This window comes from Bacteroides sp. An322 (genome assembly GCF_002161765.1).
Classification (GTDB): domain Bacteria; phylum Bacteroidota; class Bacteroidia; order Bacteroidales; family Bacteroidaceae; genus Phocaeicola; species Phocaeicola merdavium.
On the sequence record NZ_NFIN01000003.1, the window covers coordinates 34804 to 57247 of the forward strand.

19 protein-coding genes are annotated in these 22444 nt (G+C 44.1%); 12 read left to right on the top strand and 7 right to left on the bottom strand.

Annotated elements, in window-relative coordinates; genetic code table 11:
- The 7 genes from B5F91_RS02140 to B5F91_RS02170 all read left to right on the top strand — a co-directional run bounded on the left by B5F91_RS02140 (position 1) and on the right by B5F91_RS02170 (position 8386).
- Positions 1-1023 (top strand): glycoside hydrolase family 18, encoded by a 1023-nt coding sequence (locus tag B5F91_RS02140; RefSeq protein ID WP_087427470.1) that lies wholly within the window; start codon positions 1-3, stop codon positions 1021-1023.
- Positions 1024-1033: 10 nt separating this feature from the next.
- The gene (locus tag B5F91_RS02145; protein ID WP_087427471.1) at positions 1034-2236 is read left to right on the top strand and encodes a DUF1735 and LamG domain-containing protein; all 1203 of its coding nucleotides are present in this window, start codon (positions 1034-1036) and stop codon (positions 2234-2236) included.
- Between the two features lie 36 nt (positions 2237-2272).
- Positions 2273-4198 (top strand): DUF1735 domain-containing protein, encoded by a 1926-nt coding sequence (locus tag B5F91_RS02150; protein ID WP_087427472.1) that lies wholly within the window; start codon positions 2273-2275, stop codon positions 4196-4198.
- A gap of 194 nt (positions 4199-4392) precedes the next feature.
- Complete coding sequence (locus B5F91_RS02155) at positions 4393-5214, top strand: aldo/keto reductase (protein ID WP_087427473.1); 822 nt, start codon at positions 4393-4395, stop codon at positions 5212-5214.
- Positions 5215-5370: 156 nt separating this feature from the next.
- On the top strand, positions 5371-6012 hold the full coding sequence (locus B5F91_RS02160) for a PepSY-like domain-containing protein (protein ID WP_087427474.1): 642 nt from the start codon (positions 5371-5373) through the stop codon (positions 6010-6012).
- Positions 6013-6035: 23 nt separating this feature from the next.
- Positions 6036-7298, top strand: coding sequence for an MFS transporter (locus tag B5F91_RS02165; protein WP_087427475.1), 1263 nt, complete (start codon positions 6036-6038; stop codon positions 7296-7298).
- Positions 7299-7354: 56 nt separating this feature from the next.
- Positions 7355-8386, top strand: a complete 1032-nt coding sequence (locus B5F91_RS02170) for an alcohol dehydrogenase (RefSeq protein ID WP_087427476.1) — start codon at positions 7355-7357, stop codon at positions 8384-8386.
- 103 nt (positions 8387-8489) lie between these two features.
- Here the strand turns inward: B5F91_RS02170 and B5F91_RS02175 are convergent, their stop codons facing one another.
- From B5F91_RS02175 to B5F91_RS02185, 3 genes are all read right to left on the bottom strand, one after another.
- Complete coding sequence (locus B5F91_RS02175) at positions 8490-9014, bottom strand: nitroreductase (RefSeq protein ID WP_087427477.1); 525 nt, start codon at positions 9012-9014, stop codon at positions 8490-8492.
- A gap of 159 nt (positions 9015-9173) precedes the next feature.
- Positions 9174-10484, bottom strand: a complete 1311-nt coding sequence (locus B5F91_RS02180) for a SpoIID/LytB domain-containing protein (protein WP_087427478.1) — start codon at positions 10482-10484, stop codon at positions 9174-9176.
- 94 nt (positions 10485-10578) lie between these two features.
- Positions 10579-12921, bottom strand: a complete 2343-nt coding sequence (locus B5F91_RS02185) for a DUF4922 domain-containing protein (protein WP_087427479.1) — start codon at positions 12919-12921, stop codon at positions 10579-10581.
- 368 nt (positions 12922-13289) lie between these two features.
- On the opposite strand from B5F91_RS02185, the gene rlmN reads away from it, so the two are divergent.
- The 3 genes from rlmN to B5F91_RS02205 are packed head-to-tail and all read left to right on the top strand — an operon-like array spanning position 13290 to position 16678.
- Positions 13290-14345, top strand: a complete 1056-nt coding sequence (gene rlmN, locus B5F91_RS02195; RefSeq protein ID WP_087427481.1) for a 23S rRNA (adenine(2503)-C(2))-methyltransferase RlmN — start codon at positions 13290-13292, stop codon at positions 14343-14345.
- 37 nt (positions 14346-14382) lie between these two features.
- Positions 14383-15477 (top strand): 4-hydroxythreonine-4-phosphate dehydrogenase PdxA, encoded by a 1095-nt coding sequence (gene pdxA / locus B5F91_RS02200; protein WP_087427482.1) that lies wholly within the window; start codon positions 14383-14385, stop codon positions 15475-15477.
- Positions 15467-16678: a sugar MFS transporter gene (locus tag B5F91_RS02205; RefSeq protein WP_087427483.1), complete on the top strand. Its 1212-nt coding sequence runs from the start codon at positions 15467-15469 to the stop codon at positions 16676-16678. The genes pdxA and B5F91_RS02205 overlap by 11 nt, the downstream gene beginning before the upstream one ends.
- A gap of 7 nt (positions 16679-16685) precedes the next feature.
- Here B5F91_RS02205 and B5F91_RS02210 read toward each other — a convergent pair whose 3' ends face one another.
- The 4 genes from B5F91_RS02210 to B5F91_RS02225 all read right to left on the bottom strand — a co-directional run bounded on the left by B5F91_RS02210 (position 16686) and on the right by B5F91_RS02225 (position 19034).
- A complete protein-coding gene (locus B5F91_RS02210; RefSeq protein WP_144025041.1) occupies positions 16686-16976 on the bottom strand; it encodes a hypothetical protein in 291 nt (96 codons plus the stop codon).
- 158 nt (positions 16977-17134) lie between these two features.
- Entirely contained in the window at positions 17135-17605 is a 471-nt protein-coding gene (gene ndk / locus B5F91_RS02215) for a nucleoside-diphosphate kinase (RefSeq protein ID WP_087427485.1), read from the bottom strand.
- Positions 17606-17690: 85 nt separating this feature from the next.
- The gene (locus B5F91_RS02220) at positions 17691-18590 is read right to left on the bottom strand and encodes a PfkB family carbohydrate kinase (protein WP_087427486.1); all 900 of its coding nucleotides are present in this window, start codon (positions 18588-18590) and stop codon (positions 17691-17693) included.
- Positions 18591-18734: 144 nt separating this feature from the next.
- On the bottom strand, positions 18735-19034 hold the full coding sequence (locus B5F91_RS02225) for a hypothetical protein (RefSeq protein ID WP_087427487.1): 300 nt from the start codon (positions 19032-19034) through the stop codon (positions 18735-18737).
- Positions 19035-19471: 437 nt separating this feature from the next.
- Here B5F91_RS02225 and B5F91_RS02230 point away from each other — a divergent pair, with 437 nt between their 5' ends.
- Together B5F91_RS02230 and B5F91_RS02235 are read left to right on the top strand one after the other, a co-directional pair.
- Positions 19472-21217 carry a sodium:solute symporter gene (locus B5F91_RS02230; protein WP_087427488.1) on the top strand — a complete coding sequence of 582 codons (1746 nt, stop codon included), beginning with the start codon at positions 19472-19474 and terminating at the stop codon, positions 21215-21217.
- A 74-nt stretch (positions 21218-21291) separates the two neighbouring features.
- Positions 21292-22443, top strand: coding sequence for an aldose epimerase family protein (locus B5F91_RS02235; protein ID WP_087427489.1), 1152 nt, complete (start codon positions 21292-21294; stop codon positions 22441-22443).
- Position 22444 lies beyond the last annotated feature (1 nt).

A 22444-nucleotide genomic window follows, 5' to 3' on the forward strand; every position in this document is an offset into this window, starting at 1 on the left:
ATGAAAAATAAATTGAAAACAGCTTTGGGCTTGTTCGCTATGGGAAGCCTGGCGATGGTTTCTTGTACGGATGTGGAAAGCGTGGAGATTGTACAACCTACGGTGGAAGAAACCTACCCGGAATCTTACGCGGCTTACGTACAAGCCTTGAATGAATATAAAGCATCTGACCATAAGATTGTATATGCATGGTTTGATAATAGTGAAAAAGTGCCTCAAAGCGCAGGGCAACATATCACGAGTATACCCGATAGCGTGGATGTCATTTCAATGATGTATCCTGAATCGTTAGCAGAGTTTGAATTGAACGATATGGAAGAAGTGCGTGGAAAAGGAACAAAGGTGGTTTACACTGTTAGTGTTCCTGATATTGAGCAGGCATGGGTTGATCAGCAGTTTGCCAATGGTGGTGACCAATCTACCATGACATCTGAATTTAATGCTTATTTGCAGACTCAATTGGATGCGTTATTTGCTTGTTCCGCTTCATTTGACGGTGTGATTGTAGAATTTGTCGGGCAAGATCCGACATTCATGACGGAGACCACTCTTGCTGCATACGAGGCTAAACAAAACATCGTATTGAATGCGGTAAGTACATGGAAAAATGCAAATGCCGATAAAATCTTGACTTGGCAAGGCAAGCCGCAAAACTTGACTGATAAAAGTATTTTGACTTCGTGTGATTGCATTATTTTGGATATCGATGATGTAGAAGACACCAATCGTTTGATGCTTACAGTGCAACAGGCATTGACCGAAGGTGTGCCTACTGACAATATTCTGATTGCCGTATCAACTACACCTGAAAGTTCTTCGGATACTTCGTATGGTTATTGGGGTAGCACACGTGCATTGGGTGAAGTAGCTAATTGGGTGTCTGCAGGTTATCCGGCAACCGATGGCTTTACTCGTGCAGGCATTGCTATTTACAATGTGCAGAATGATTACTATGCTACTGGTGGTCTGTACACATACGTGAAAGAGGCTATTAATACTTTGAATCCAGCTCCAACTAAATAAAGATTGACTTATGAAACTGAAACATATTTATTTCGCTTCTTTGATGGCAGTGGCTGGTGGTATATTTACTGGCTGCTCGGATGACATCGAGAATTTCGATAATCAGATGTTTGTGACCGATACAACACCCGCAGTGGTGTTGATGATGGCTACGGCTGAGGACGAAACGCAAGAATTTACATTCTCTATTCCGAAACCGCAAGATTCGGATGTAACGTTTACCATTGCTGCTGACGCAAATAAGGTTCAGACGTATAAAGATATTTATACGGACGGCACGAAAGAGATAGAAATGGTTCCGAGTGAAAATTATGAACTGGCTACTACACAAGGTGTGATAAGAGCTGGAAGTTTGAACTCTGATCCGATTGCTATTAATTTCATGGGATTGAGCACAATGGATGACACGAAAACTTACGTGTTGCCAGTTACAGTGACTAGTTGTAGTATTGGCGTGTTGGGTTCACAGAATACTCGTTACTATGTATTCCAAAAAGGTGCATTGATTAATGTAGTAGCAAATGTGGATGACAACGCTCTTCGTCCAGGTAATGCATGGGCTACTCCCGATAAGTTTAAGAATTTGACCAAACTGACTTGTGAAGCGTTGATTTATCCGTATTCATTAAGCGGTGAAGGTCACGAATCGGGTATCAGTACATTGATGGGTATTGAAGGCAACTTCCTGTTCCGTTTTGGTGATGCAGGATTGGCTTCTAATATCCTGCAAATTGCTACTTCGGCAGGCAATTATGCTGTAAGCCGTGCGGTAGAAGAGAATGTTTGGACACACGTTGCCATTACTTATGATAGCGATGTGCAGGAAATTAAGGTTTACTTTAACGGTAACTTAGTAGATACATTTACCGGGGTTACAAAAGGTGCAGTAGACTGGAGCCCGGAATATTCAAATGATAACGACGGTAAGGCACGCAGTTTCTGGGTAGGACACTCGTACAGTGCTTCACGTTGGTTTGAAGGTGAAATGTCGGAAGTCCGCATTTGGGATAAAGTGTTGACTCAAGAAGAAATCAATGCTGAGAATCATTTCTATGCAGTTTTGGAACCCGAAAATGAACCAAATCTGTTAATGTATTGGAAACTGAACGATGGTGTTGACGAGATTAAAGACTACAGTCAATATGGCAATAATGGCGTGGCTGAAGTTGCAGGATTGAAATGGGTTTCTGTCAGCTTGCCTTCAGAAGAATAATAAAAGGAGTAACAACCTTAAAAATTAGAATGAATTATGAAACATATAACTTTTAAATCAGCTTTCATGGCAATGGCTCTCGTATGTTCGGGAGTGGCTTTTACAGCCTGTGAAGATGATATCGAAGTGCCTAACAATACGCCGAATCCTTGGGAGAACGTTGGTGAGGCATTTGGTGCGGTACGTTCGGCTGCCGGAGCAAGAATGGGTACAACTTTGACTGTACGTAATGGTGAGGCGGCTACAGGTTATGTATATTTTGAATTAAGCAAAACATCGGATACCGACACGCAGGTGACCTTTACGGTAAACAATGACTCGTTGCAATCGTATAACAAAAAAAATGGCACAAGCTATACCGCTTATAATGGCGTGACTTTGGAAAATGGTGGTACGGTAACTATTCCGGCAGGACAGCGTAAGTCAGATTACGTAGCTGTCAACATTCCGGCTGGTGGAAACGGTGATGCGGTTGCTATCACGGCTACAGCCAATGATGGCGTGACGGTTTCGCAAAACAATACAATGTACGTATATCAGGTTGCTGAAGTGACCATCCCGCAACACAATAAAGCTATCAAGAATTTATGCTACATTGAAGTAAATAATGAAAATCCGTTGAACGCAGGTGAATACACCTTATCGGGTGGTGAACCGTTCTTCGATATCGTGAGCATATTTGCTGCTAACATGAACTTGAGTGCAGACGGTAAGCCTTATATCTATTGCAATGACCAAGTGACTTTTGTATTGCAACATGCAGATGAAATCATCCGTCCGTTGCAGGAAAAAGGTATCAAGGTTCACCTTTCTATTTTGGGTAATCATGATGATGCCGGTATGCGTAGTTTGAGTGAAGAAGGTGCAAAAGCTTTCGCACAAGAACTGAAGATGTATGCCGATATTTATGGATTTGACGGTTTTGATTTCGATGATGAATATTCTTCTTATGCTGAAGGTTCCTTTAAAGGAAGTGCTCAATCGGGTTCGGGTGTTGTAGCTTCGGTAGACGAATGTACAGGTGCAAACTACACCCGTATGTTGGAAGTGTGTCGTGAAGTATTGCCGAAGAGCGAATGTGCATTTGGTATCTATTGGTATCGTAGTGATGACCATCCGGTGGGCGATAATTTGGAAGATTTGATTGACTATACTGTATATGGTACGTATGGTGCTTTCCGTGATTATTACAGCCAAGACATTAACAATGAAATGGAAGCTCCGTATGCGATTACTTTGGTAGGTGAAGATAGCGGCGATCCGATTATGGTTCCGGTAAATGAGGAATATTTGAATACGGTGAAAGAAAATTATGGCTATTTCGCATTCTACAACTTGAAATCGAATCGTTTTTACACTCCAACTTTTGATGAGGTTGCTAAGGTTCTGTATAATGGACAAACTGTAGATTGGACAGGAAATGTATATGCTCGTACCGAAATGACTCCAGTTCAGTTCTCTACTCCGTCTTATGAATCGTATATTGGTACTTGGAATGTATCTTCTAATACGTCTTTATTTGATTCAGGTCCATGGTGGCAATGGGGTGGTGGTCATAACTTTACTATCCGCATCGAAGCTAAAGGTGAAAATACCTACAATGTATATGGTTGGGATAGCGATATGGAAGACGTGGCTGCAATAACTGAAGAACTTCCATTTGAAATGGTTTATGATCCGACATACGGTACTGCTACTGTAACCAATGGTGCCATTGGTGAATTGAACGGTCAGCAATATGCGATGTCTGCTGCCACGTATGGAGGAAATTATCAACCTTGGGTAGCAGAGCCTGATTATACCTTTAGACTTGAAACTAATCCGGGTGGTGTTGTACGTATGATTAGTGGATATCATCAATTAGGTATTAGTCTATTCTCTATTGGCGAAGACGGAACATATACTTCTCCGTTGGATGACACAGAAGAACATTCAGCAGGATCATATACATTATCTCGTTAAATACTCTCTACCTGTTGTTTAATAGATAAATAAATGAAGAAGCCGGAATCTGTGTGTGATGCATAGGTTCCGGTTCTTTTTTATATAAAAGGTAAGGATAGAATCTTTGACCTTTTCAACAATGCTTTTTGAGCCTCACAGCAATTCTGTTGTGGGGCTTTTCTCGTAATTTTGTATTTATAAAATAGGAGAAGATGGAAAAGAGACTGATTACTTTTCCTGACGGGCGGCAAGTTTGTCCGCTCGGACAGGGCACTTATCAAATGGGACATCGGCGAGGTGAGGAAATAAAAGCCTTGCAGCGGGGCATTGATTTGGGATTGACACTGATAGATACAGCTGAAATGTATGGTACGGAAGATTTGGTGGGCGAAGCTGTCCGTCCCTGCCGTGATAAAGCGTTTATTGTGAGTAAGGTTTTGCCAAGCAATGCCAGTTACGAAGGAACGAAACGTGCTTGCGAACGGAGTTTGCAACGGCTCGGAACGGATTATATCGACCTTTATCTGCTGCACTGGATTGGGCGGTATCCTTTTGCAGAGACCGTCCGTGCATTAGTGGAATTACAACAAGAAGGGAAGATTCTGCAATGGGGAATGAGCAACTTGGATGTAGCGGATATGGAGCATATTCTTTCGCTTCCGCACGGGACGGATTGTGCAGCCAATCAGGTGCTTTATAACTTGAAAGGCCGTGGAATCGAGTATGACCTTATTCCATGGAGCGAGGCGCACCGTATCCCCGTGATGGCTTATACGCCGCTCGGAGAAGGGCGTTTGAGGAATCATAAGACGTTGATTGAAATCGCTCGTAAGCATCATACCACTCCCACGCAAATCATATTGGCTTGGGTGATGCGTACTTCGAATGTTATCGCTATACCGAAGGCGGGCAGCGTTGTTCATGTAGAAGAAAACGCGCAAAGCCTTGATATTATCTTGACGGAAGAAGATTTACGTGAGATAGATGCAGCATTTCCTCCTCCCACGCGGAAAATACGTTTGGCAGGTTGGTAGTTTTTAATGAAGGATTAAGAATGAGAGATAAGGAATTTCCTTTTGTAAATTCTGTGATGATTAGGCGATGGGCTTTTGGCTTTCTTAACACAGCAATCCCTTCATCAATAAGAAAAGCTTTGTACATTTGCTGTAAACCATAAAAACAGACGATTTATGAAAATGCGTGTATTTTTAGGAATGCTGGTAATGTGCTTTGTATTAGGTGTATATGCCGAAAGTGACCCTACTTCGTTTGTTCGGAACCGCTATCCGGATGCCCGTATCTTGGATAAGGATTACGATGACGGATTTATCGAAGTGAAGATGAAACATCGGGGAACGGAGAAAATCGCTATCTTCAATCCCGAGGGCAGATGGTTGCGTACGATGTGGGAAGTGCATCGAAGCCGTCTTCCGCATGCGGTTATTAATGTATTGAAGCGTTCGGGATTTGTTTACGAGGAGATTGATGATAACGACAATAAGGCGATGGAGAACCGCAGGGGGATGTATTACATCGTGCAGGCAGACCGAAACGACCGAAGTTATGTGTTGGTGGTATCGGAAAGAGGCAACATTATTGAGCGTTTTTATGATGACGAGTGGGACGATGAATGGGATGAAGGACGCTGGGAAGGCGAGTTTTGGGATGACGGGGAAGACCATTTCGATGAAGGAGACGATGAATGGGACGACCGCCGTCATCATGTCCGCCGTCCGCACCGTAATCATTGGCATCACGGATGTTGTGGAGAAGACGATGGTGAGGACCATTTCGATGAAGGAGATGATGAATGGGATGACGGTGAAGATTGAAAATGGTTTGATTTGAGAAGGATATGAAGAAAGATTCCCCGTGGGCATGGGTGCCTACACTCTATTTTGCTGAAGGTTTGCCTTATATTGCGGTGATGACCCTTTCGTTAGTGATGTACAAGCGCATGGGCATTTCGAATACAGAGGTGGCTTTGTACACGGGCTGGCTGAACTTACCTTGGGTCATCAAGCCTTTGTGGAGTCCGTTCATCGACTTGATGCGTACCAAGCGTTGGTGGATTGTCACGATGCAGTTGCTGATAGGCGCGGCATTGGCAGGCATCGCTTTTCTGATACCTGCCGATCATTTCTTTCAGTCTACATTGGCATTGTTTTGGCTGATGGCGTTTGCGTCTGCCACACACGATATTGCCGCCGACGGATTCTATATGTTAGGGCTTACTCCTCATCAGCAAGCCTTGTTTGTAGGTATCCGAAGTACGTTTTACCGCTTGGCTACTATAGCCGGACAAGGTTTGCTCATCATGTTTGCGGGATATTTAGAGAAATCGGCGCGTGGCATTCCTTTTGCGTGGAGCATGACGTTCCTTCTTTTATCAGGACTGTTTTTGGCTGTGTTTGTTTATCATACGTTCGTCCTTCCGCATCCGAAGTCAGACCGGAGGGCTGCAACCTTGTCGGCAAGTAGTTTGTGGCGTGAGTTCTTGCTTACTTTCCGTTCGTTTTTCCAGAAAGAAGGCATCGGGGTGGCTTTGCTGTTTATGTTGTTTTACCGTTTCCCCGAAGCACAGTTGGCAAAGATGGGTATTCCGTTTTTGCTCGACCCTGTGTCTGAAGGCGGATTAGGGATGACTACCGAACAAATTGGTTTCACCCAAGGAACGGTAGGTATTATCGGGCTGACGATAGGAGGAATCTTGGGTGGAATTGCCGTGTCCCGTCATGGGCTGAAGCATTGGTTATGGCCGATGGTTTGGGCGATTTCCTTGCCCGATTTGGTGTATGTCTATTTAAGTTATTTCCCCGAAACGAGTTTGTTGTGGGTTAATGTCTGTATCTTTGTCGAACAGTTCGGATACGGATTTGGCTTTACCGCCTATATGATGTATCTCATTTATTTTTCGCGTGGGACGCACAGTACGGCACATTATGCCATCTGTACGGCGTTTATGGCGTTAGGCATGATGCTTCCGGGTATGGCGGCGGGCTGGCTTCAGGAGCAGTTGGGCTATCAGCTGTTCTTCATTTGGATTATGGTATGTTGTGTGGCAACCTTTGCCGTCACGGCATTGTTGAAGATAGACCCGGAGTTTGGGAAGAAATGAATTTAATTAAGAGTGAAGAATGAATTATTTTAATCAGTGTAATCTGTGGTGAGGAAATGTTAGCATATACGTATATAGAACAAGGAAAGTTTGAGTTGAGAGAAAAGCCGAGACCTCGGCTGGAGAATGAACGTGACGCTATTGTGCGGGTCACGTTAGGAAGTATCTGTACCAGCGATTTGCATATTAAGCACGGAAGTGTGCCGCGTGCTGTGCCGGGCATTACCGTAGGGCATGAAATGGTGGGCATTGTGGAAGAAGTAGGCGATGCTGTACAGAATGTAAAGCCGGGTGACCGTGTGGCTGTTAATGTGGAGACTTTTTGCGGAGAATGTTTTTTCTGCAAGCATGGGTATGTGAATAACTGTACCGACCCTGACGGCGGTTGGGCATTAGGATGCCGGATTGACGGAGGACAGGCGGAATATGTGCGGGTCCCTCATGCTGACCAAGGATTGAGCCGCATACCTGATAGTGTGAGCGATGAGCAGGCTTTGTTTGTGGGCGATATTCTTGCTACCGGATTTTGGGCGGCTCGTATTTCCGAGATAACGCCCGAAGATACGGTATTGATTATCGGTGCCGGTCCCACGGGAATCTGTTCGCTTCTGTGTACAATGTTGAAATGTCCTCGCCGTATCATCGTATGCGAGAAATCGCCTGAACGCATCTATTTTGTACGTGACCATTATCCCGATGTATTAGTGACTACTCCCGATGAATGCCTCGACTTTGTGCGTACGCATAGCGACCATGGAGGAGCTGATGTAGTGTTGGAAGTGGCAGGTGCGCGTGATACGTTTCAGTTGGCATGGCAATGCGCCCGACCAAATGCGATTGTGACCGTGGTAGCTATGTACGATGAACCTCAAGTTTTGCCTTTGCCTGATATGTATGGCAAGAATTTGACTTTTAAAACGGGAGGAGTGGACGGATGCGATTGTGCGGAGATACTTCGTTTGATAGAGGCTGGTAAGATTGATACGACTCCGCTTATTACTCATCGTTTTCCGCTTAGCCGCATCGAAGAAGCCTATCGGCTTTTCGAAAATAGGGAGGACGGAGTGATTAAGGTTGCGATAGGATAATTGAAACGCAGATTTTCGCAGATTAACGCAGTTTAAATTAATTATTAAAATTATATTTGCGAAAATCTGCGTTAATCTGCGTTTCAAATTAAAGAAAACCCAATCACTTGATGATTCGATAATAATTTTCTTTGCGGGGTTTGGCTTGTGCCGGAGCTTCAGCTGGATAGCCTAAGGCAAGGGCACCGATGCCCATCAGTCCGTCGGGTAATCCCCATTCTTTCATTAATAGTTTCCCTTCTTCTGTTCCGAACATTTCGCGTTCGCGATGTATCCAGCAGCTTCCTAATCCGATAGCATGGGCTGCCAACATCATATTTTCTAAGATGCAGCTTCCGTCTTGTATCGGGTTGTGCGCATCGGCAGGAGCGAATACCAGTACATAGGTCGGCGCATCGTAATACGGATTAAAGGTTACGCCCATGATTTGCGCATTCATTTCTCCTAATTTCTTACGTAAGTCTTCGTTTTGTATGGCTACGATGTAGGGTGCTTGCAGTCCGCGCGAAGTGGGTGCATACGTGCCGGCTTCGAGCACGGCTTTCAGTTCTTCGTCCGTAATCTGTTGTGCTTGATATTTGCGGCAGCTACGGCGCGTTTGGATAAGTTCAAGAAAGTCAGTTCTCATAAATCTGATATTTTAGAATGTTTGTTATGTTCGCTTTGAAACGCAGATTAACGCGGATTCTCGCAGATGTAATTTTTTTGTTACGTCTGATTACAAATCCAGTGTGACACTTAGTTAATTCAATCTGCGGAAATCTGCGTTTCTTCATAATGTGGTAAATCAGTACAGTTTTCTTATTTCCGCATTTTTGTAATAATGCAGCAGGATGTCGTTGTAGCTGAATCCTTGTTCGCCCATGACGGCGGCTCCTATTTGGCACAAGCCTACACCGTGTCCCCATCCGGCTCCGGTCAGTTGAAACCATGTGGGTGCTCCGTCTACGATTTCACCTTTATCTACTACAAATGCCGAACTGAACAGGTGGGTGGGCGAGAGGGTGCGCCGTATCTCCAATTCCTTACCGATAATCAACGTCTTTTCCGAACCTACGATTTTCAGCTTGCTGATGCGTCCCGATTTTCCCCGCTCTATGGGGATGAGGTCGAGTATCTTTCCGTAATCGCTTTTGGTTTTAGCGCGGATAAGTTCGGCTATCTCGGCTTGGGTATAACGTATTTTCCAGCGGTAGAAATCGGTGGTTTCATAATCGTAGTTGTTCAGGATTTGGCGGATAATGGCTTTATCGTGTGTATAGCAGAAACTTTCGGGGGTGGAACGAATCCATTTCTCAGCTTCTTCTTCGCGGGTCAGGTCGGGAACGGATTGTTCTTCTTCCGTGTCGCGCACCGCGCTTAAATAAGGATAATGTTTGTCTTCCCAGCAGGTGCTGAACTCTTCGGTCACTCCTCCGCAACACTTCGAGAAACGTGCGTCGCAAATGCCGTTTTTATACATCAATACCTGTCCGCGGGTGGCTTTCACGGCTTCTTCTACCCGTTGGTTTGATGCCTTGGTGATGCCTTGGTAACGCTGGCAATGGTCATCGGCGCATACGTCAAAGATAGTATGGTCTTCGCGGTCGTACCAACGGATGTATTCGGTTTCGGTCTTGATGAAAGAGAAGAAACCGTTGTCTTTCTTGCTTAGGGCTTTCCGCCTTTCTATCTGTGCCAATAACCAGCTTCGGGAGATGACGGCATGTGCTTTCAGAAACTCCGGAGAGGAAGTGGCGTTCATTTCCGAAGAGATGACACTAATCAGGTAATCTTCGGCGGGCAGGATGTTGATAGCGGTAATCTTTCCCTCGTCTACTACCAATTTCAGCACACCGATGAAATGTTGGGTCTCCTGACGTTCCCAATGGAAATTAATGCCAATCGTTACATTGTGGATAGCAAAAGAAGCTTCGTTTTCCAATGGAGTGAAAGTCAGTTCCTGATACAAATTGCCGTTCCACAGGATGCCTCCTTCGCTGAATGACACGCGTTGTTCGCCTTCTACGCTTTCGCCTTTGGCAAGGAAACGTCCGTTCAGCTTAAATTCTATTTCTTGTGCGTTGAGTATGCCTACGCTTATTTCGGGTTCTTTCATTGTTATGTGTTTTTATTCACCACAGAGGACACAGAGTATCACAGAGGGAATGATTTCAATGTAAAAACTCTGTGTGCTCTGTGGGGAGTCTTGTTCATAAACTTACTTCTTGGTATATTTGTCGTATTTCTTCTTCTGTCAAGTTCTCAAAATCTTCGCGGCGTGGCGTTACAATCAAGCCAGCCATATCCAATGCACCGGGACTGACCAAGCGTTGCGTTTCGCCTTCTGCCGTGTAGCAGGAAGGGCGGTGCTTGTCTCTGGGGATGTATACAACGGTAAATCCTCGTTTTTCATCGGTCCAAGCGAAGAGGTTATAACGGGGTTCGTCTTCATTCGGATGTAAGGGCAAGGAGTGAAGATAATCTTCTATTAATCTGACATCAGAAGCCGAAGCCCTTTCGGTCATGAATGCTTGAACGGGGCAGGTATATCCTTCGATGCGATAGCTTCGGCATATATTCCCATCGGATAAGGATGCTTGTCCGACGAGTGTGGCGGTTTCCATCAATCGGTCCCATTGCAAGATAAGGGGAATATCCTGCATTCGTGCCGCTTGGAAATGGAAATGGTCGGGTGCCGATGCCCCACATTTGGCTCCGTTATAAAATACGGCATAACCCGGTGCGAAATGTTCGTTTAACCATTCCACTAATCTGCCCGGCAATTGACGTTCGGTTTTCCCCGCAAGTGTCTGAGGCTGATGCCGTTCGCTGGAGATAGTCAGGTGATTGGGCAAAATGGGGTAGGGGTTGATGCGCAGGTCGAACGGTTCGTCCAATTCGATGCGTAGAGAGTCTTGTTCAGCAGGTTTGTTTTCCAGACACAAGAAGCAGGGACGCTTTGCGATGCTGGCTTGGTCGAGCTTGGCGCAGGTAGAGACGGCGCGGGCAGGATTGAACTGTATGAAAACCACATTGTCCCCTAATTGGATGCGCCGGGTTTGAATATGGTCTAAAGCCTCGTGATTCGTGCGAGCCAATTCCCAATGCGCCAATTGCTGTTTAAAGAAACAGTTGCCCGGAAGGTCTTTCCCTTGAGCGATAAGCGCACGGCGTTGGGCGAGTTCCAAGGTACGTAAACTGTCTTTATAGGCATTGTTGCGGTTCACTTTCTCGATGCTCAAGGCAGCATCGGAGTTCCCTTCCCAACGGCGGCACAGATAGACTACATCGTATATGCGCCCGATGCGGTACCGGCGGGAGAATGCCAAGCCGAGGGCATAGTCTTCGCCATAGCTCACGTTAGGCACACCGATTTCGCGCAATAAGGGAGTAAAGAAGGCACGTGGCGCTCCCAGTCCGTTGATGCGCAGGGCATTGTTATGCCCGTTCTCGCTGGTCCATTCGCGGTGGTCGATTATGCCGGGAGGCAAAGTCTCCAGGCTAAAGTTGGTCATGCGGTACGAGCCGATGACCATGGCGCATTGCTCTTTATGGAATGTATCCATGATTCGTTGCAAGGTATCTGGACCGCTATACAGGTCATCGCTATCCAATTGCACGGCAAACCGTCCGCATCGGGCATCGCGTATGGCAAGGTCCCAGCATCCGCCTATGCCCAAGTCGGTGCGTTCGGGGATGAGGTGGACAATTTTCTTTTCTCCGGCATAGCGGCGGATGGCTTCGGTAGTTCCGTCGGTAGAGTGATTGTCAACGATAATCAGGTTATAATGGAATGTCGTTTCTTGTTCCAATACGGAACGGATAGCATCGTCAATGGTCCGTACCCGGTTCCGGACAGGGATAATAACCGAGGCTTCGCAAGGGAAATCGCCTTCGTTTAAGTCGATGCGATGTTCAACCGGAGGCAGATAAGCACCGGTTTTTTTCAAGTATCGGGTAAAGACGGTCTCCCGTTCTATTTGTACTGAGCGGTTGCGCGGGTCTACGTAGTCGAATTGTTTTTCTCCCGAACGTCGGGTGTCCGTTTCGGTCTCTGTATAAAGAAATTCGCGGATGTGGGTCAAGCTATACCGGCGGGATAAGGCGAGCCTTACGGCATAACTTGCCGAATAGGTATAATCGCTTTCCGTGCTAATTTCGAATACGGCTTGTTTCAGGGCTTCGGTGCGGTAGAGGATGAGTGACCCGAAATCGAAATCATCGCGCACACTTCCCGCCTGATAGTCGATAACCGGATGCGGGCGCAATTCTCCTTCGGTTTCTTCGTATCGGTCGGCATACACCATGCCGCACGAAGGGACGGATAAGTAATCTGTCATACGCTCCAAAGCCTGGCTTCCCAACCGGACGTGTTGCTTGGTGCGGCATACTAAGGTATAAGGGGTATGGCTCTCTGCCGCAATGTAGCGGTATGTCTCGGTATTGTCGGCACAGGGGATTTTCACCGTCCTGCATTCGGGCAATCCTTTTATAATGTCGTTCAGGTTTGTTTCTTCGCTACAAGCAATGAAACAAGTTATGTTTTTCTCCATAATCGTACTTCGTTTTTATATAGCAGGACAAATGTACGAAAATATTTAGTTCCTGCATCAGAGTAAGGTAAAAAATGCGTTCTTCTTAAGGTAGAGGATAAACCAAGCCAATTGCCTTTGTAAACGAAGCCTGCTTCGTTGGCTGATGCACCCTGCTTCGTCGGCTGATGCACCCTGCTTCGTTGGCTGATGCACCCTGCTTCGTTGGCTGATGCACCCTGCTTCGTTGGCTGATGAAGCCGTATGCATTTCTGGCAGCAGAAAACTGCCATTCTGGCAGGTGCCTGAAAAGTCGGATATTTCGTCCGTTTTATAACGGATATGTCATCAAAAAGCATTATCTTTGTCATCAAAATAACCGAAAGCGAATGAGTGAAATGAAGATAGCCTTATTGGGCAAGACACAGAGTGAACTGGTTGAAATCGTAAACAGATTGGGTATGCCTAAGTTTACGGCTGGACAAATTGCCCAGTGGTTATATAGCAAGAAAGTCGGCTCGATAGACGAAATGACCAATTTGTCTTTCAAGAACCGTGAGCGGCTGAAAGAAGATTACGAAGTAGGGGCTACGGCTCCGGTGCACGCCATGCGTTCGGTTGACGGGACTGTAAAATACCTTTTCCGTACGCCGGAAGGCAATTTTGTCGAGTCGGTTTATATTCCCGATGGCGAGCGCGCTACCTTGTGTGTCTCTTCTCAAGTGGGGTGCAAAATGAATTGCAAGTTCTGTATGACCGGCAAGCAAGGATATTCAGGCAGTTTGACCACAGCACAAATCATCAATCAGATTTATTCGATTCCAGAGCGGGATACGTTGACCAATATTGTATTTATGGGAATGGGTGAACCGCTTGATAATCTGGATGCTGTGTTACGCTCATTGGAGATTCTGACAGCGAAATATGGTTATGGCTGGAGTCCGAAACGGATTACGGTTTCAACCGTAGGCTTGCGCCGGGGATTGGAGCGTTTCCTGAATGAAAGTGATTGCCATTTGGCGGTCAGCCTGCATTCTCCTTTTCCGGCACAACGGGCAGAACTGATGCCTGCCGAAAAAGCTTTCCCGATAACCAAAATTGTGGAATTATTGCGGAAGTATGATTTCAGCAAACAACGCCGTTTATCTTTCGAATACATTGTATTCGGAGGAGTGAATGATAAGTTGATTTATGCGAAGGAACTGGTCAAATTGTTGCGCGGACTGGATTGCCGTATCAACCTGATTCGTTTTCATGCTATCCCGGATGTGGATTTGCAGGGGGCTGATATGCATACGATGCTTGCTTTTCGTGATTACCTGACCCAGCATGGCATTTTTGCGACGATTCGCGCATCGCGTGGCGAAGACATATTTGCAGCATGCGGCATGCTTTCAACGGCAGAACAACAGGCTGAAAAAAAGAGGAATTCCATAGACGTGTAAGAGAAAACGAAATATAAACGATTAATAATTGAGAAAAATGGAAGGAAATAAAATAAAGGTGGGAATCACCCATGGAGATATTAATGGGGTAGGTTACGAGGTTATTCTGAAAACATTTTCAGACCCGTTGATGCTGGAATTATGTACACCGGTCGTATATGGTTCGCCTAAAGTGGCGGCTTATCATCGGAAAGCAATGGATATATCAACCAATTTCAGTATTGTCAATTCTGCATCCGAAGCCCAAGAAGGCAGGTTGAGTGTGGTCAATTGTACGGAAGATGAATTGAAGGTAGAATTGTCTAAACCGACACAGGAAGGCGGACGGGCAGCAATGGATGCTTTGGAAAAAGCATTGAATGAATATCAGGAAGGCTTATTCGATGTTTTAATCACAGCCCCGTTAAATAGCAGTATGCTTCAGGCGGATGATTTACATGTCTCAAGTCATACTGAATACATAGAAAGAGAAATCGGGAAAAACCGGAAAGCATTGACAATGATGCTGAAAGGAGACCTAAGAATCGCTTTGGTAACCGGTCATATACCGGTAGGCGAAATAACCGAAACGTTGAGCAAAGAACTGATTATGGAGAAAATAGACATCTTCAACCGCTCTTTGAAGAAAGATTTCGGTATAGGTAGCCCACGCATTGCCGTTTTTGCCTTGAATCCTCATGCTGGCAATAATGGCTTGGCAGGTTCGGAAGAAGAGCAAATCATCATTCCGGCGATAGAGGCTATGATGCAGCGTGGGGTTTTGTGTTATGGTCCTTATCCTGCAGACAGTTTTATGGGTTCCGGCAATTACCGGCATTTCGATGGCATATTGGCTATGTATCACGACCAAGGTGCAGTGCCCTTTAAAGCATTGGCAATGAATGACGGCATTGTTTATACAGCCGGATTGCCTATCGTACGTACCTCTCCTGCACACGGAACAGCATACGACATTGCGGGAAAGGGTATTGCTTCGGAAGATTCGTTCCGACAAGCTGTCTATGCAGCGATTGATATATTCCGTCATCGTCGGATGGAAGAAGAAATCAGTGCGCATCCGTTGCGGAAACAATATTATGAGAAACGGGATGATAGCGATAAATTAAAATTGGATTCGACAGATGAAGAATAAACAACACATAGCTTTGGTGGGGAAGCAATACCGTTTTACATTTATATTGGTAACTTCCCTTTTCTTTCTTTGGGGGTTTGCACATGCTATCTTAGATGTATTGAATAAGCATTTTCAGGAATTGCTGGACATTTCGAAAACGCATTCTGCCTTTATTCAGGTCACGATGTATATGGGATATTTCGTTATGGCAATCCCTGCCGGATTATTCATTAACCGTTTTGGGTATCGGAGCGGAGTCGTTTTCGGGCTGTTGTTGTATGGGATAGGGGCATTGCTTTTTATTCCGGGACAGTATTTCGTTTCGTTTAATGCTTTTTTATTCGCTCTTTTTGTCATCGGATGCGGATTGACTTTCCTAGAGACAGCTGCCAATCCTTATGTCACCGAATTAGGAGCTAAAGAGACAGCAGCCAGCCGGTTGAACTTTGCCCAGTCGTTTAATGGATTAGGTTGTATTTGTGCTCCCTTATTGGTAGGTTTGTTCTTGTTCTCGGAGAATAAGGAACATCCTAATAGTGTCGCTTTCCCTTATGTATGTATGGGAGTGTTGGTTTTATTGGTTGCCTGTATTTTCTTGCGGGTAAAATTACCCGAAATTACGCATCAGGCGGAAGTGGACGATCAAGGAAAGCGTGTCAGCCTATGGTCGCATCGGCTTTTCATATTCGGATTGTTTGCCTTGTTTGCATACGAAGTGGCTGAGATATCCATTAACAGTTTCTTTATTAACTATGTGGTGGAGCAAAATTGGATGGATGCCCGCTATGCCTCGTTGATATTATCTTTCGGTGGTTTGGGCTTGTTTATGCTGGGGCGTTTTGCGGGAAGTTGGATTATGCAACGGGTCTGTGCCGAACGGATGTTGCTTTGGTGTGCAACAGGTACGGTTCTTACTACAACAGTCGTTTTGCTTGATGTAGGCATCGTCTCTTTGATAGCCTTGCTTTTAGGCTATGCATTCGAAGCTATTATGTTTCCTACCATATTTGCTCTTTCGTTAAAAGGGTTGGGCAGCCATACTAAACGGGCGTCTTCTTTTTTGATGATGTCGCCTGTAGGAGGTGTAGTCGGTCCCTTATTGATGGGGTTTGTTGCCGACCATACCGATTCCATGGTCTGGGCGTTTACCGTACCTTGGGTAGCGTATGCGATAGTATGGCTGTATGCCCGGAAAATGTATGCTATAGCAGCTCGTTGACTTCCGGTTATGCAGTAAGCAAAGGAATGTCGTGTACAATTACAGCCGAAAGGTAAGTAAGTGCATAAGTCAGACAAGCTATCAGAAAACACCAACGTGAAATGGTATGCCAAGGGCTTTGTTTCCCGTCTTTTACCTTCGGACGGCTTATCAAAGCAATGATGCTGGTGATGAACAATAATAAATGGATAATGCGGTAGCTTAAGTCTCCTGTCCATACAGTATTGGTTTGTGCCACATTGACTATAGCTCCAATATAAATAGCTGCAAAAATGAAAAGTTTAATAATTGTCTGCATGATTTTATAAGGTTTTATTTTTGCAAAGGTAGGTGTTTTCTTGGAAAAGAAGAAAATTGTAGGTCTGAAAAATAAGAGGGTGTACCGAAAATAGAAATTGATTTTCATTTCGGCACACCCTCTTATTTTTGTGTTAAAAACAAAGTTTCTTAAAAGAATCATTTGTATTCCTCTTCATAGTGCAGGAAAGGAAGTGTATTGAGCTTGTATTCGAAAAGCTCTTCCGGTTTGAAGAAGCGGTTTACCTCTACAATGGCGTTTTCAGGAGAATCTGAAGTATGGACAATGTTTTCCTGATTGCTTACACAATAATCGCCGCGGATTGTTCCGGGAGTAGCTGCACGGCCATTGGTGGCACCGGTCATAGAACGGACAACTTGCACGGCATCGACTCCTTCATAGCAACAAGCGATAACGGGTGAAGCCATCATAGACTTCTTGACACGTGCAAAGAAAGGTTTGTCTGCCAAATGTGCATAATGCTCGTTTAAAAGCTCATCGGTAAGCTGCATCATTTTCATGCCCGCCAAGCGAAGTCCTTTTCGTTCAAAACGGGTTGTAATTTCTCCAATCAGTCCGCGTTGTACGGCACTGGGTTTTAAGATGACCAATGTTTTTTCAAAGCTCATAGTAGTAAATCTTTTTTTATAGGTTGATGATTCACAAAGCTATGATTTATTTGGCAAAAAAACAAAGAAAAACAACGGTTTCTTCTTATTTTATTTCTTCAGGCTTTAATTCGCTTTCTTTTATAATGGCTAATGCCATGTTTTCCGTTCCGCTAAAGGGCCCGGACTTTTCCAGCTTGATTGTAGATAATGCTGCGGCAAATGCGCCTGCCTCAGGATAAGATGCACCTTTGTTGCGCATATATAAATAGCCTAACATATAAGTGTCTCCACATCCGGTGGCATCTACGACTTCTTTCGGAGGATAGGCGGGAATACGATATAGTTTTTCTTCTACATAAATCAGCGAGCCTTCACTGCCTAATGTCAACAACACTTCCTTTACGCCCCATTCGTGTAGTAAAGAAACGGCTTCGCGATAATCAGTGGAACCGGTTAATACGGCGGCTTCGTGTTCATTTACTTTTAAGATGTCTACATAGTTCAGTGCTTCTTTCTTTTCAGCCCAGTCGACCGGATATACTTTTTCCCCACGCACTTCACGCAAATAGCCTTGGGCATCTACCGATAAGGTGCCTTTGGTAGACAAATATTTGATAACATCTAACGAAAAATCATCTGAAAGCAAACTGCCTAAATGGAAAAAGCGTGCCTCTAAGTGTTTGAGTTTGTCTACAGTGAATGGATCTGCTTTAGCCAACACACGTTGGGTACGGTTATTCTGATTCTCTTCGTATTTGTTTTCAAAATATACGGTATGACGGCTAGGGATTACTTCCACGTCAATGCCTTTGGCACGAAGTTCATCAACAGATTGGTATTCACTCGCAGCCAATGAGGTTACCAACTTGTAGTGTTTGTAGTCATTTAAATGGTAAATGCCATGTGAGAAATAATACGAAGTACCTCCCGGCATGTATGTTGTTTGTTTAGGCGTAATTATCTTATCAAGTGTAATATGCCCGATGCAGCAAATGTCATTCATGTAACACGTTTGTTATTTATATTAAAAAACGGATGCAAAGATAATACTTTTCTGAATGACAGAGAAACCTCTTGTCGGTTTTTGTAGGCAAATGTGCTTGAAGTATGGTTGTTTTTTCAGATTAGTGGCTTATTTTGAATAAACTTACAACGGGTTTGCATAAACGGGTATGAATAAATCTTCATTGGGCCAGTGTGGCAGATAAAAAAGCGGTACGGGATTTCCACTGATGCCAGACCAATCTATACGGCGTACTTGACTGAAATCTGGTGCGCCGAAGTCGAATGACCGACCGTAAAGTAGAATGGCTCTTCGACTTTCGTCTGCTTTCCACAATCCGCCACCGTAGGGACATTGTTCGCCAAAACTTAATAAGTCTTTGTGTAAATAAACGTGTCCGAACTTCAAAACCCCTTCTTGATTGATGATAAATTTCTGATACATGTTCTCCTTTAATATATATAAGTGATATTTTATAGGGCAAAGTTACAATTTTCTTGGTAATGTGGAATTGTTGTTTTAAGAATTTTGATTTGAAGCTTGTTTCTATTTTGTTGTGAGCTTTATTTGAAATGTCGGGCAGATTGCCCGTTTATTTTTTGGCAGATTGGTACAGTATTATTCATATTTTATTATCTTTGTAGGCGAATTTTGGATGATTAATAAGCCATTTGACAGGTAAAAATGAAGAAAATGGCTTGATAATTGAAAAACATGTTGTGAAACACATTAATTTATGTACAAAGTTCGCTACTTATTTGTAATATTGCAGTCGAATTAGTGTAGATAATACACTAATTAAAAATACCAGGGATTTCAGATGCCTGCGTGACCTTTGAGATCTAATTGAAAACATAATATTTAAAAAAAACAATGTAATTATGAATTGGAATTCAAGTGAATTTATTTGGCTCGATTGGGCTGTATTAGCCGTAGGAGTCATTCTGATTGCATGGGCAGTGTATCGTGCAATCCAAAAAGACAAAAAGCTACAACAAGGAGCCAACAGTGAAGATTACCTTTTTGGTAAGGGTGAACCCTGGTACATTATCGGAGCGGCTATTTTTGCTGCAAATATCGGTTCAGAACATCTTGTCGGTTTGGCAGGTACAGGTGCAAAAGACGGTGTCGGCATGGCACACTGGGAAATGCAAGGATGGATGATTCTTATTCTTGGATGGTTGTTTGTCCCGTTCTATCAATTATTGAATAACAAGTTAGGGAAAATCATTACGATGCCTGATTTCCTGAAGTTCCGTTATACTCAGCGCACCGGTTCGTGGCTTTCTATTATTACCTTAATCGCTTATATCTTGACTAAAGTTTCGGTTACAGCGTTTACGGGTGGTATTTTCTTTGAATACCTTTTAGGCTTACCATTCTGGTATGGAGCGATCGGATTGATTGCTATTACGGCAGTATTTACTGTATTTGGAGGTATGAAAGGCGTTATGACTTTGTCTGCAATTCAAACTCCTATTCTTATTATAGGTTCTTTCCTCGTGCTGTTCCTCGGCTTGAATATGTTGGGAGACGGTAGCATTGTGGAAGGTTGGAGACAGATGATGGCTGTATGTAATGCGGCGCACGACGGATTCGGAACTACACACATGTTCCATACTGACCCTGCCGACCCGATGTATCCGAAGTTCCCCGGATATGTAGTATTCTTGGGCGCATCTATTATCGGTTTCTGGTATTGGTGTACTGACCAACATATCGTACAGCGTGTTCTTGGCCAGACTAAAGGTGAAGACAATGCGACTGTAATGAAACGTGCTCGCCGTGGTACTATCGCAGCCGGTTATTTTAAATTGTTGCCGATTTTCATGTTCTTGATTCCGGGTATGGTTGCATACGCACTTTCATTGAAAGCAGGCAGTGGAGTTGTGATGGATATTACCAATACTCACGATACGGACGGTGCATTTGCCATGATGGTGAAGAATATTTTGCCCGCAGGTGTGAAAGGTATTGTAACAATCGGTTTCGTTTGTGCACTTGTTGCTTCTTTGGCTGCATTCTTCAATAGTTGCGCTACTTTGTTTACGGAAGACTTCTATAAACCGATGAAGAAGGGCATGAGCGAAAGCCATTATGTATTTGTAGGCCGTTTGGCAACAGTGGTTGTTGTGATTTTAGGTTTGGCATGGATGCCGATTATGATGAATATGGGTAACTTGTATTCTTATTTGCAAGACATCCAGTCTTTAATTGCTCCGGCTATGGTAGCTGTATTCGCTCTTGGTATCTTCTCGAAGAAAATTACTCCGAAAGCCGGTGAATGGGGACTTATCGGTGGTTTCTTGATTGGTATGGTACGTTTGTTGACCAATGTTCTCACCGAATCAGGTACGAAAGTGATGGACGGTGCATTTTGGGAATACACATCTTGGTTCTGGCAAACCAATTGGCTGATATTTGAAGTATGGTTGCTCGTCTTCATCATTATTCTGATGGTCGTAGTTTCTTGCTTTACTCCGGCTCCTTCTAAAGAGCAAGTGGAAGCTATTACATTTACAAGTGATTATAAAAAATCTATTAAGGAAAGCTGGAACAAGTGGGATGTTATCGCTACATTGGGCGTTGTAGCTTGTTGTGCTGCATTCTATTGGTATTTCTGGTAAGTAAAATATTGTAGAGACGTGGGTTGTGCCACGTCTCTATTATAGTATATACACAATCGTAAAAAATAGTGATTATGAAAAACATTAGAACATCTGTTTTAGGTATGGGCGCAGTATTGGCTGTATTGGCTGGTTGTGCTACGCAAGAAAAGGAACCTGTTCTGACCCTTTCGGGTTTGAATCCTGCTAATTTTGAAACAACTATTGACGGAACAAAGCAGACAAAATTATATACACTAAAGAACCATAAGGGTATGGAAGTGTGTATAACGAACTTTGGAGGACGAATCGTTTCGTTGATGGTTCCCGATAAAAATGGAACGATGACTGATGTCGTATTAGGCTTTGACAGTATTGCCGATTATCAAAATATCCCAAGTGATTTTGGCGCTTCAATCGGGCGGTATGCCAATCGCATTAATCAAGGAAAGATGAAGATTGAAGGTACATTATATCAATTGCCTACAAATAACTTCGGACATTGTTTGCATGGTGGTCCTACGGGTTGGCAGTACCAAGTGTACGAAGCTAACCAGACGAACGACAGTACTTTGGTGTTGACAATGAATTCAGCAGATGGCGACAACAATTTCCCTGGTAATGTGACTGCACATGTAACTTATTCATTGACTGCTGATAATGCCGTTGATATTAAGTACGATGCAACGACTGATAAGACTACAGTCATTAACATGACAAACCATTCATATTTTAATTTGAATGGCGATCCTTCTAAGCCTGGAACTGACCAGATTCTGTATGTTGCATCTGACAGTATTACACCTGTAGACAGTACTTATATGACCAATGGAAAGATGATGGCTGTAAAAGGGACTCCATTTGACTTTAATACTCCGAAAGCTATTGCTCCTGCGGTAACGGAATTTGATAACGAACAAGTGAAGTTCGGAAACGGATTTGACCATAACTGGGTATTGAAAACAAAAGGTGATATTAGTCAAGTTGCTGCAAAACTGACTAGCCCGACTACAGGAATCACATTGACGGTTTATACGGACGAACCAGGCATTCAAGTATATACCGGTAATTTCCTTGATGGGACAGTGAAGGGTAAGAAAGGCATAGTTTATCCGCAACGCGCATCGGTATGTTTAGAAACTCAGCATTATCCCGATAGCCCTAATAATCCGCAATGGCCTTCTGTTATTCTGAAACCGGGAGAAACTTATCAAAGTCATTGTATTTTCCAATTTGGTGTAGAATAAA

What these genes read in the sequence shown, in the direction of transcription:
- B5F91_RS02140 (WP_087427470.1), top strand. Translation starts at nt 1, where the DNA reads ATGAAAAATAAATTGAAAACAGCTTTGGGCTTGTTCGCTATGGGAAGC.
- B5F91_RS02145 (WP_087427471.1), top strand. Translation starts at nt 1,034, where the DNA reads ATGAAACTGAAACATATTTATTTCGCTTCTTTGATGGCAGTGGCTGGT.
- B5F91_RS02150 (WP_087427472.1), top strand. Translation starts at nt 2,273, where the DNA reads ATGAAACATATAACTTTTAAATCAGCTTTCATGGCAATGGCTCTCGTA.
- B5F91_RS02155 (WP_087427473.1), top strand. Translation starts at nt 4,393, where the DNA reads ATGGAAAAGAGACTGATTACTTTTCCTGACGGGCGGCAAGTTTGTCCG.
- B5F91_RS02160 (WP_087427474.1), top strand. Translation starts at nt 5,371, where the DNA reads ATGAAAATGCGTGTATTTTTAGGAATGCTGGTAATGTGCTTTGTATTA.
- B5F91_RS02165 (WP_087427475.1), top strand. Translation starts at nt 6,036, where the DNA reads ATGAAGAAAGATTCCCCGTGGGCATGGGTGCCTACACTCTATTTTGCT.
- B5F91_RS02170 (WP_087427476.1), top strand. Translation starts at nt 7,355, where the DNA reads ATGTTAGCATATACGTATATAGAACAAGGAAAGTTTGAGTTGAGAGAA.
- B5F91_RS02175 (WP_087427477.1), bottom strand. Translation starts at nt 9,014, where the DNA reads ATGAGAACTGACTTTCTTGAACTTATCCAAACGCGCCGTAGCTGCCGC.
- B5F91_RS02180 (WP_087427478.1), bottom strand. Translation starts at nt 10,484, where the DNA reads ATGAAAGAACCCGAAATAAGCGTAGGCATACTCAACGCACAAGAAATA.
- B5F91_RS02185 (WP_087427479.1), bottom strand. Translation starts at nt 12,921, where the DNA reads ATGGAGAAAAACATAACTTGTTTCATTGCTTGTAGCGAAGAAACAAAC.
- rlmN (WP_087427481.1), top strand. Translation starts at nt 13,290, where the DNA reads ATGAGTGAAATGAAGATAGCCTTATTGGGCAAGACACAGAGTGAACTG.
- pdxA (WP_087427482.1), top strand. Translation starts at nt 14,383, where the DNA reads ATGGAAGGAAATAAAATAAAGGTGGGAATCACCCATGGAGATATTAAT.
- B5F91_RS02205 (WP_087427483.1), top strand. Translation starts at nt 15,467, where the DNA reads ATGAAGAATAAACAACACATAGCTTTGGTGGGGAAGCAATACCGTTTT.
- B5F91_RS02210 (WP_144025041.1), bottom strand. Translation starts at nt 16,976, where the DNA reads ATGCAGACAATTATTAAACTTTTCATTTTTGCAGCTATTTATATTGGA.
- ndk (WP_087427485.1), bottom strand. Translation starts at nt 17,605, where the DNA reads ATGAGCTTTGAAAAAACATTGGTCATCTTAAAACCCAGTGCCGTACAA.
- B5F91_RS02220 (WP_087427486.1), bottom strand. Translation starts at nt 18,590, where the DNA reads ATGAATGACATTTGCTGCATCGGGCATATTACACTTGATAAGATAATT.
- B5F91_RS02225 (WP_087427487.1), bottom strand. Translation starts at nt 19,034, where the DNA reads ATGTATCAGAAATTTATCATCAATCAAGAAGGGGTTTTGAAGTTCGGA.
- B5F91_RS02230 (WP_087427488.1), top strand. Translation starts at nt 19,472, where the DNA reads ATGAATTGGAATTCAAGTGAATTTATTTGGCTCGATTGGGCTGTATTA.
- B5F91_RS02235 (WP_087427489.1), top strand. Translation starts at nt 21,292, where the DNA reads ATGAAAAACATTAGAACATCTGTTTTAGGTATGGGCGCAGTATTGGCT.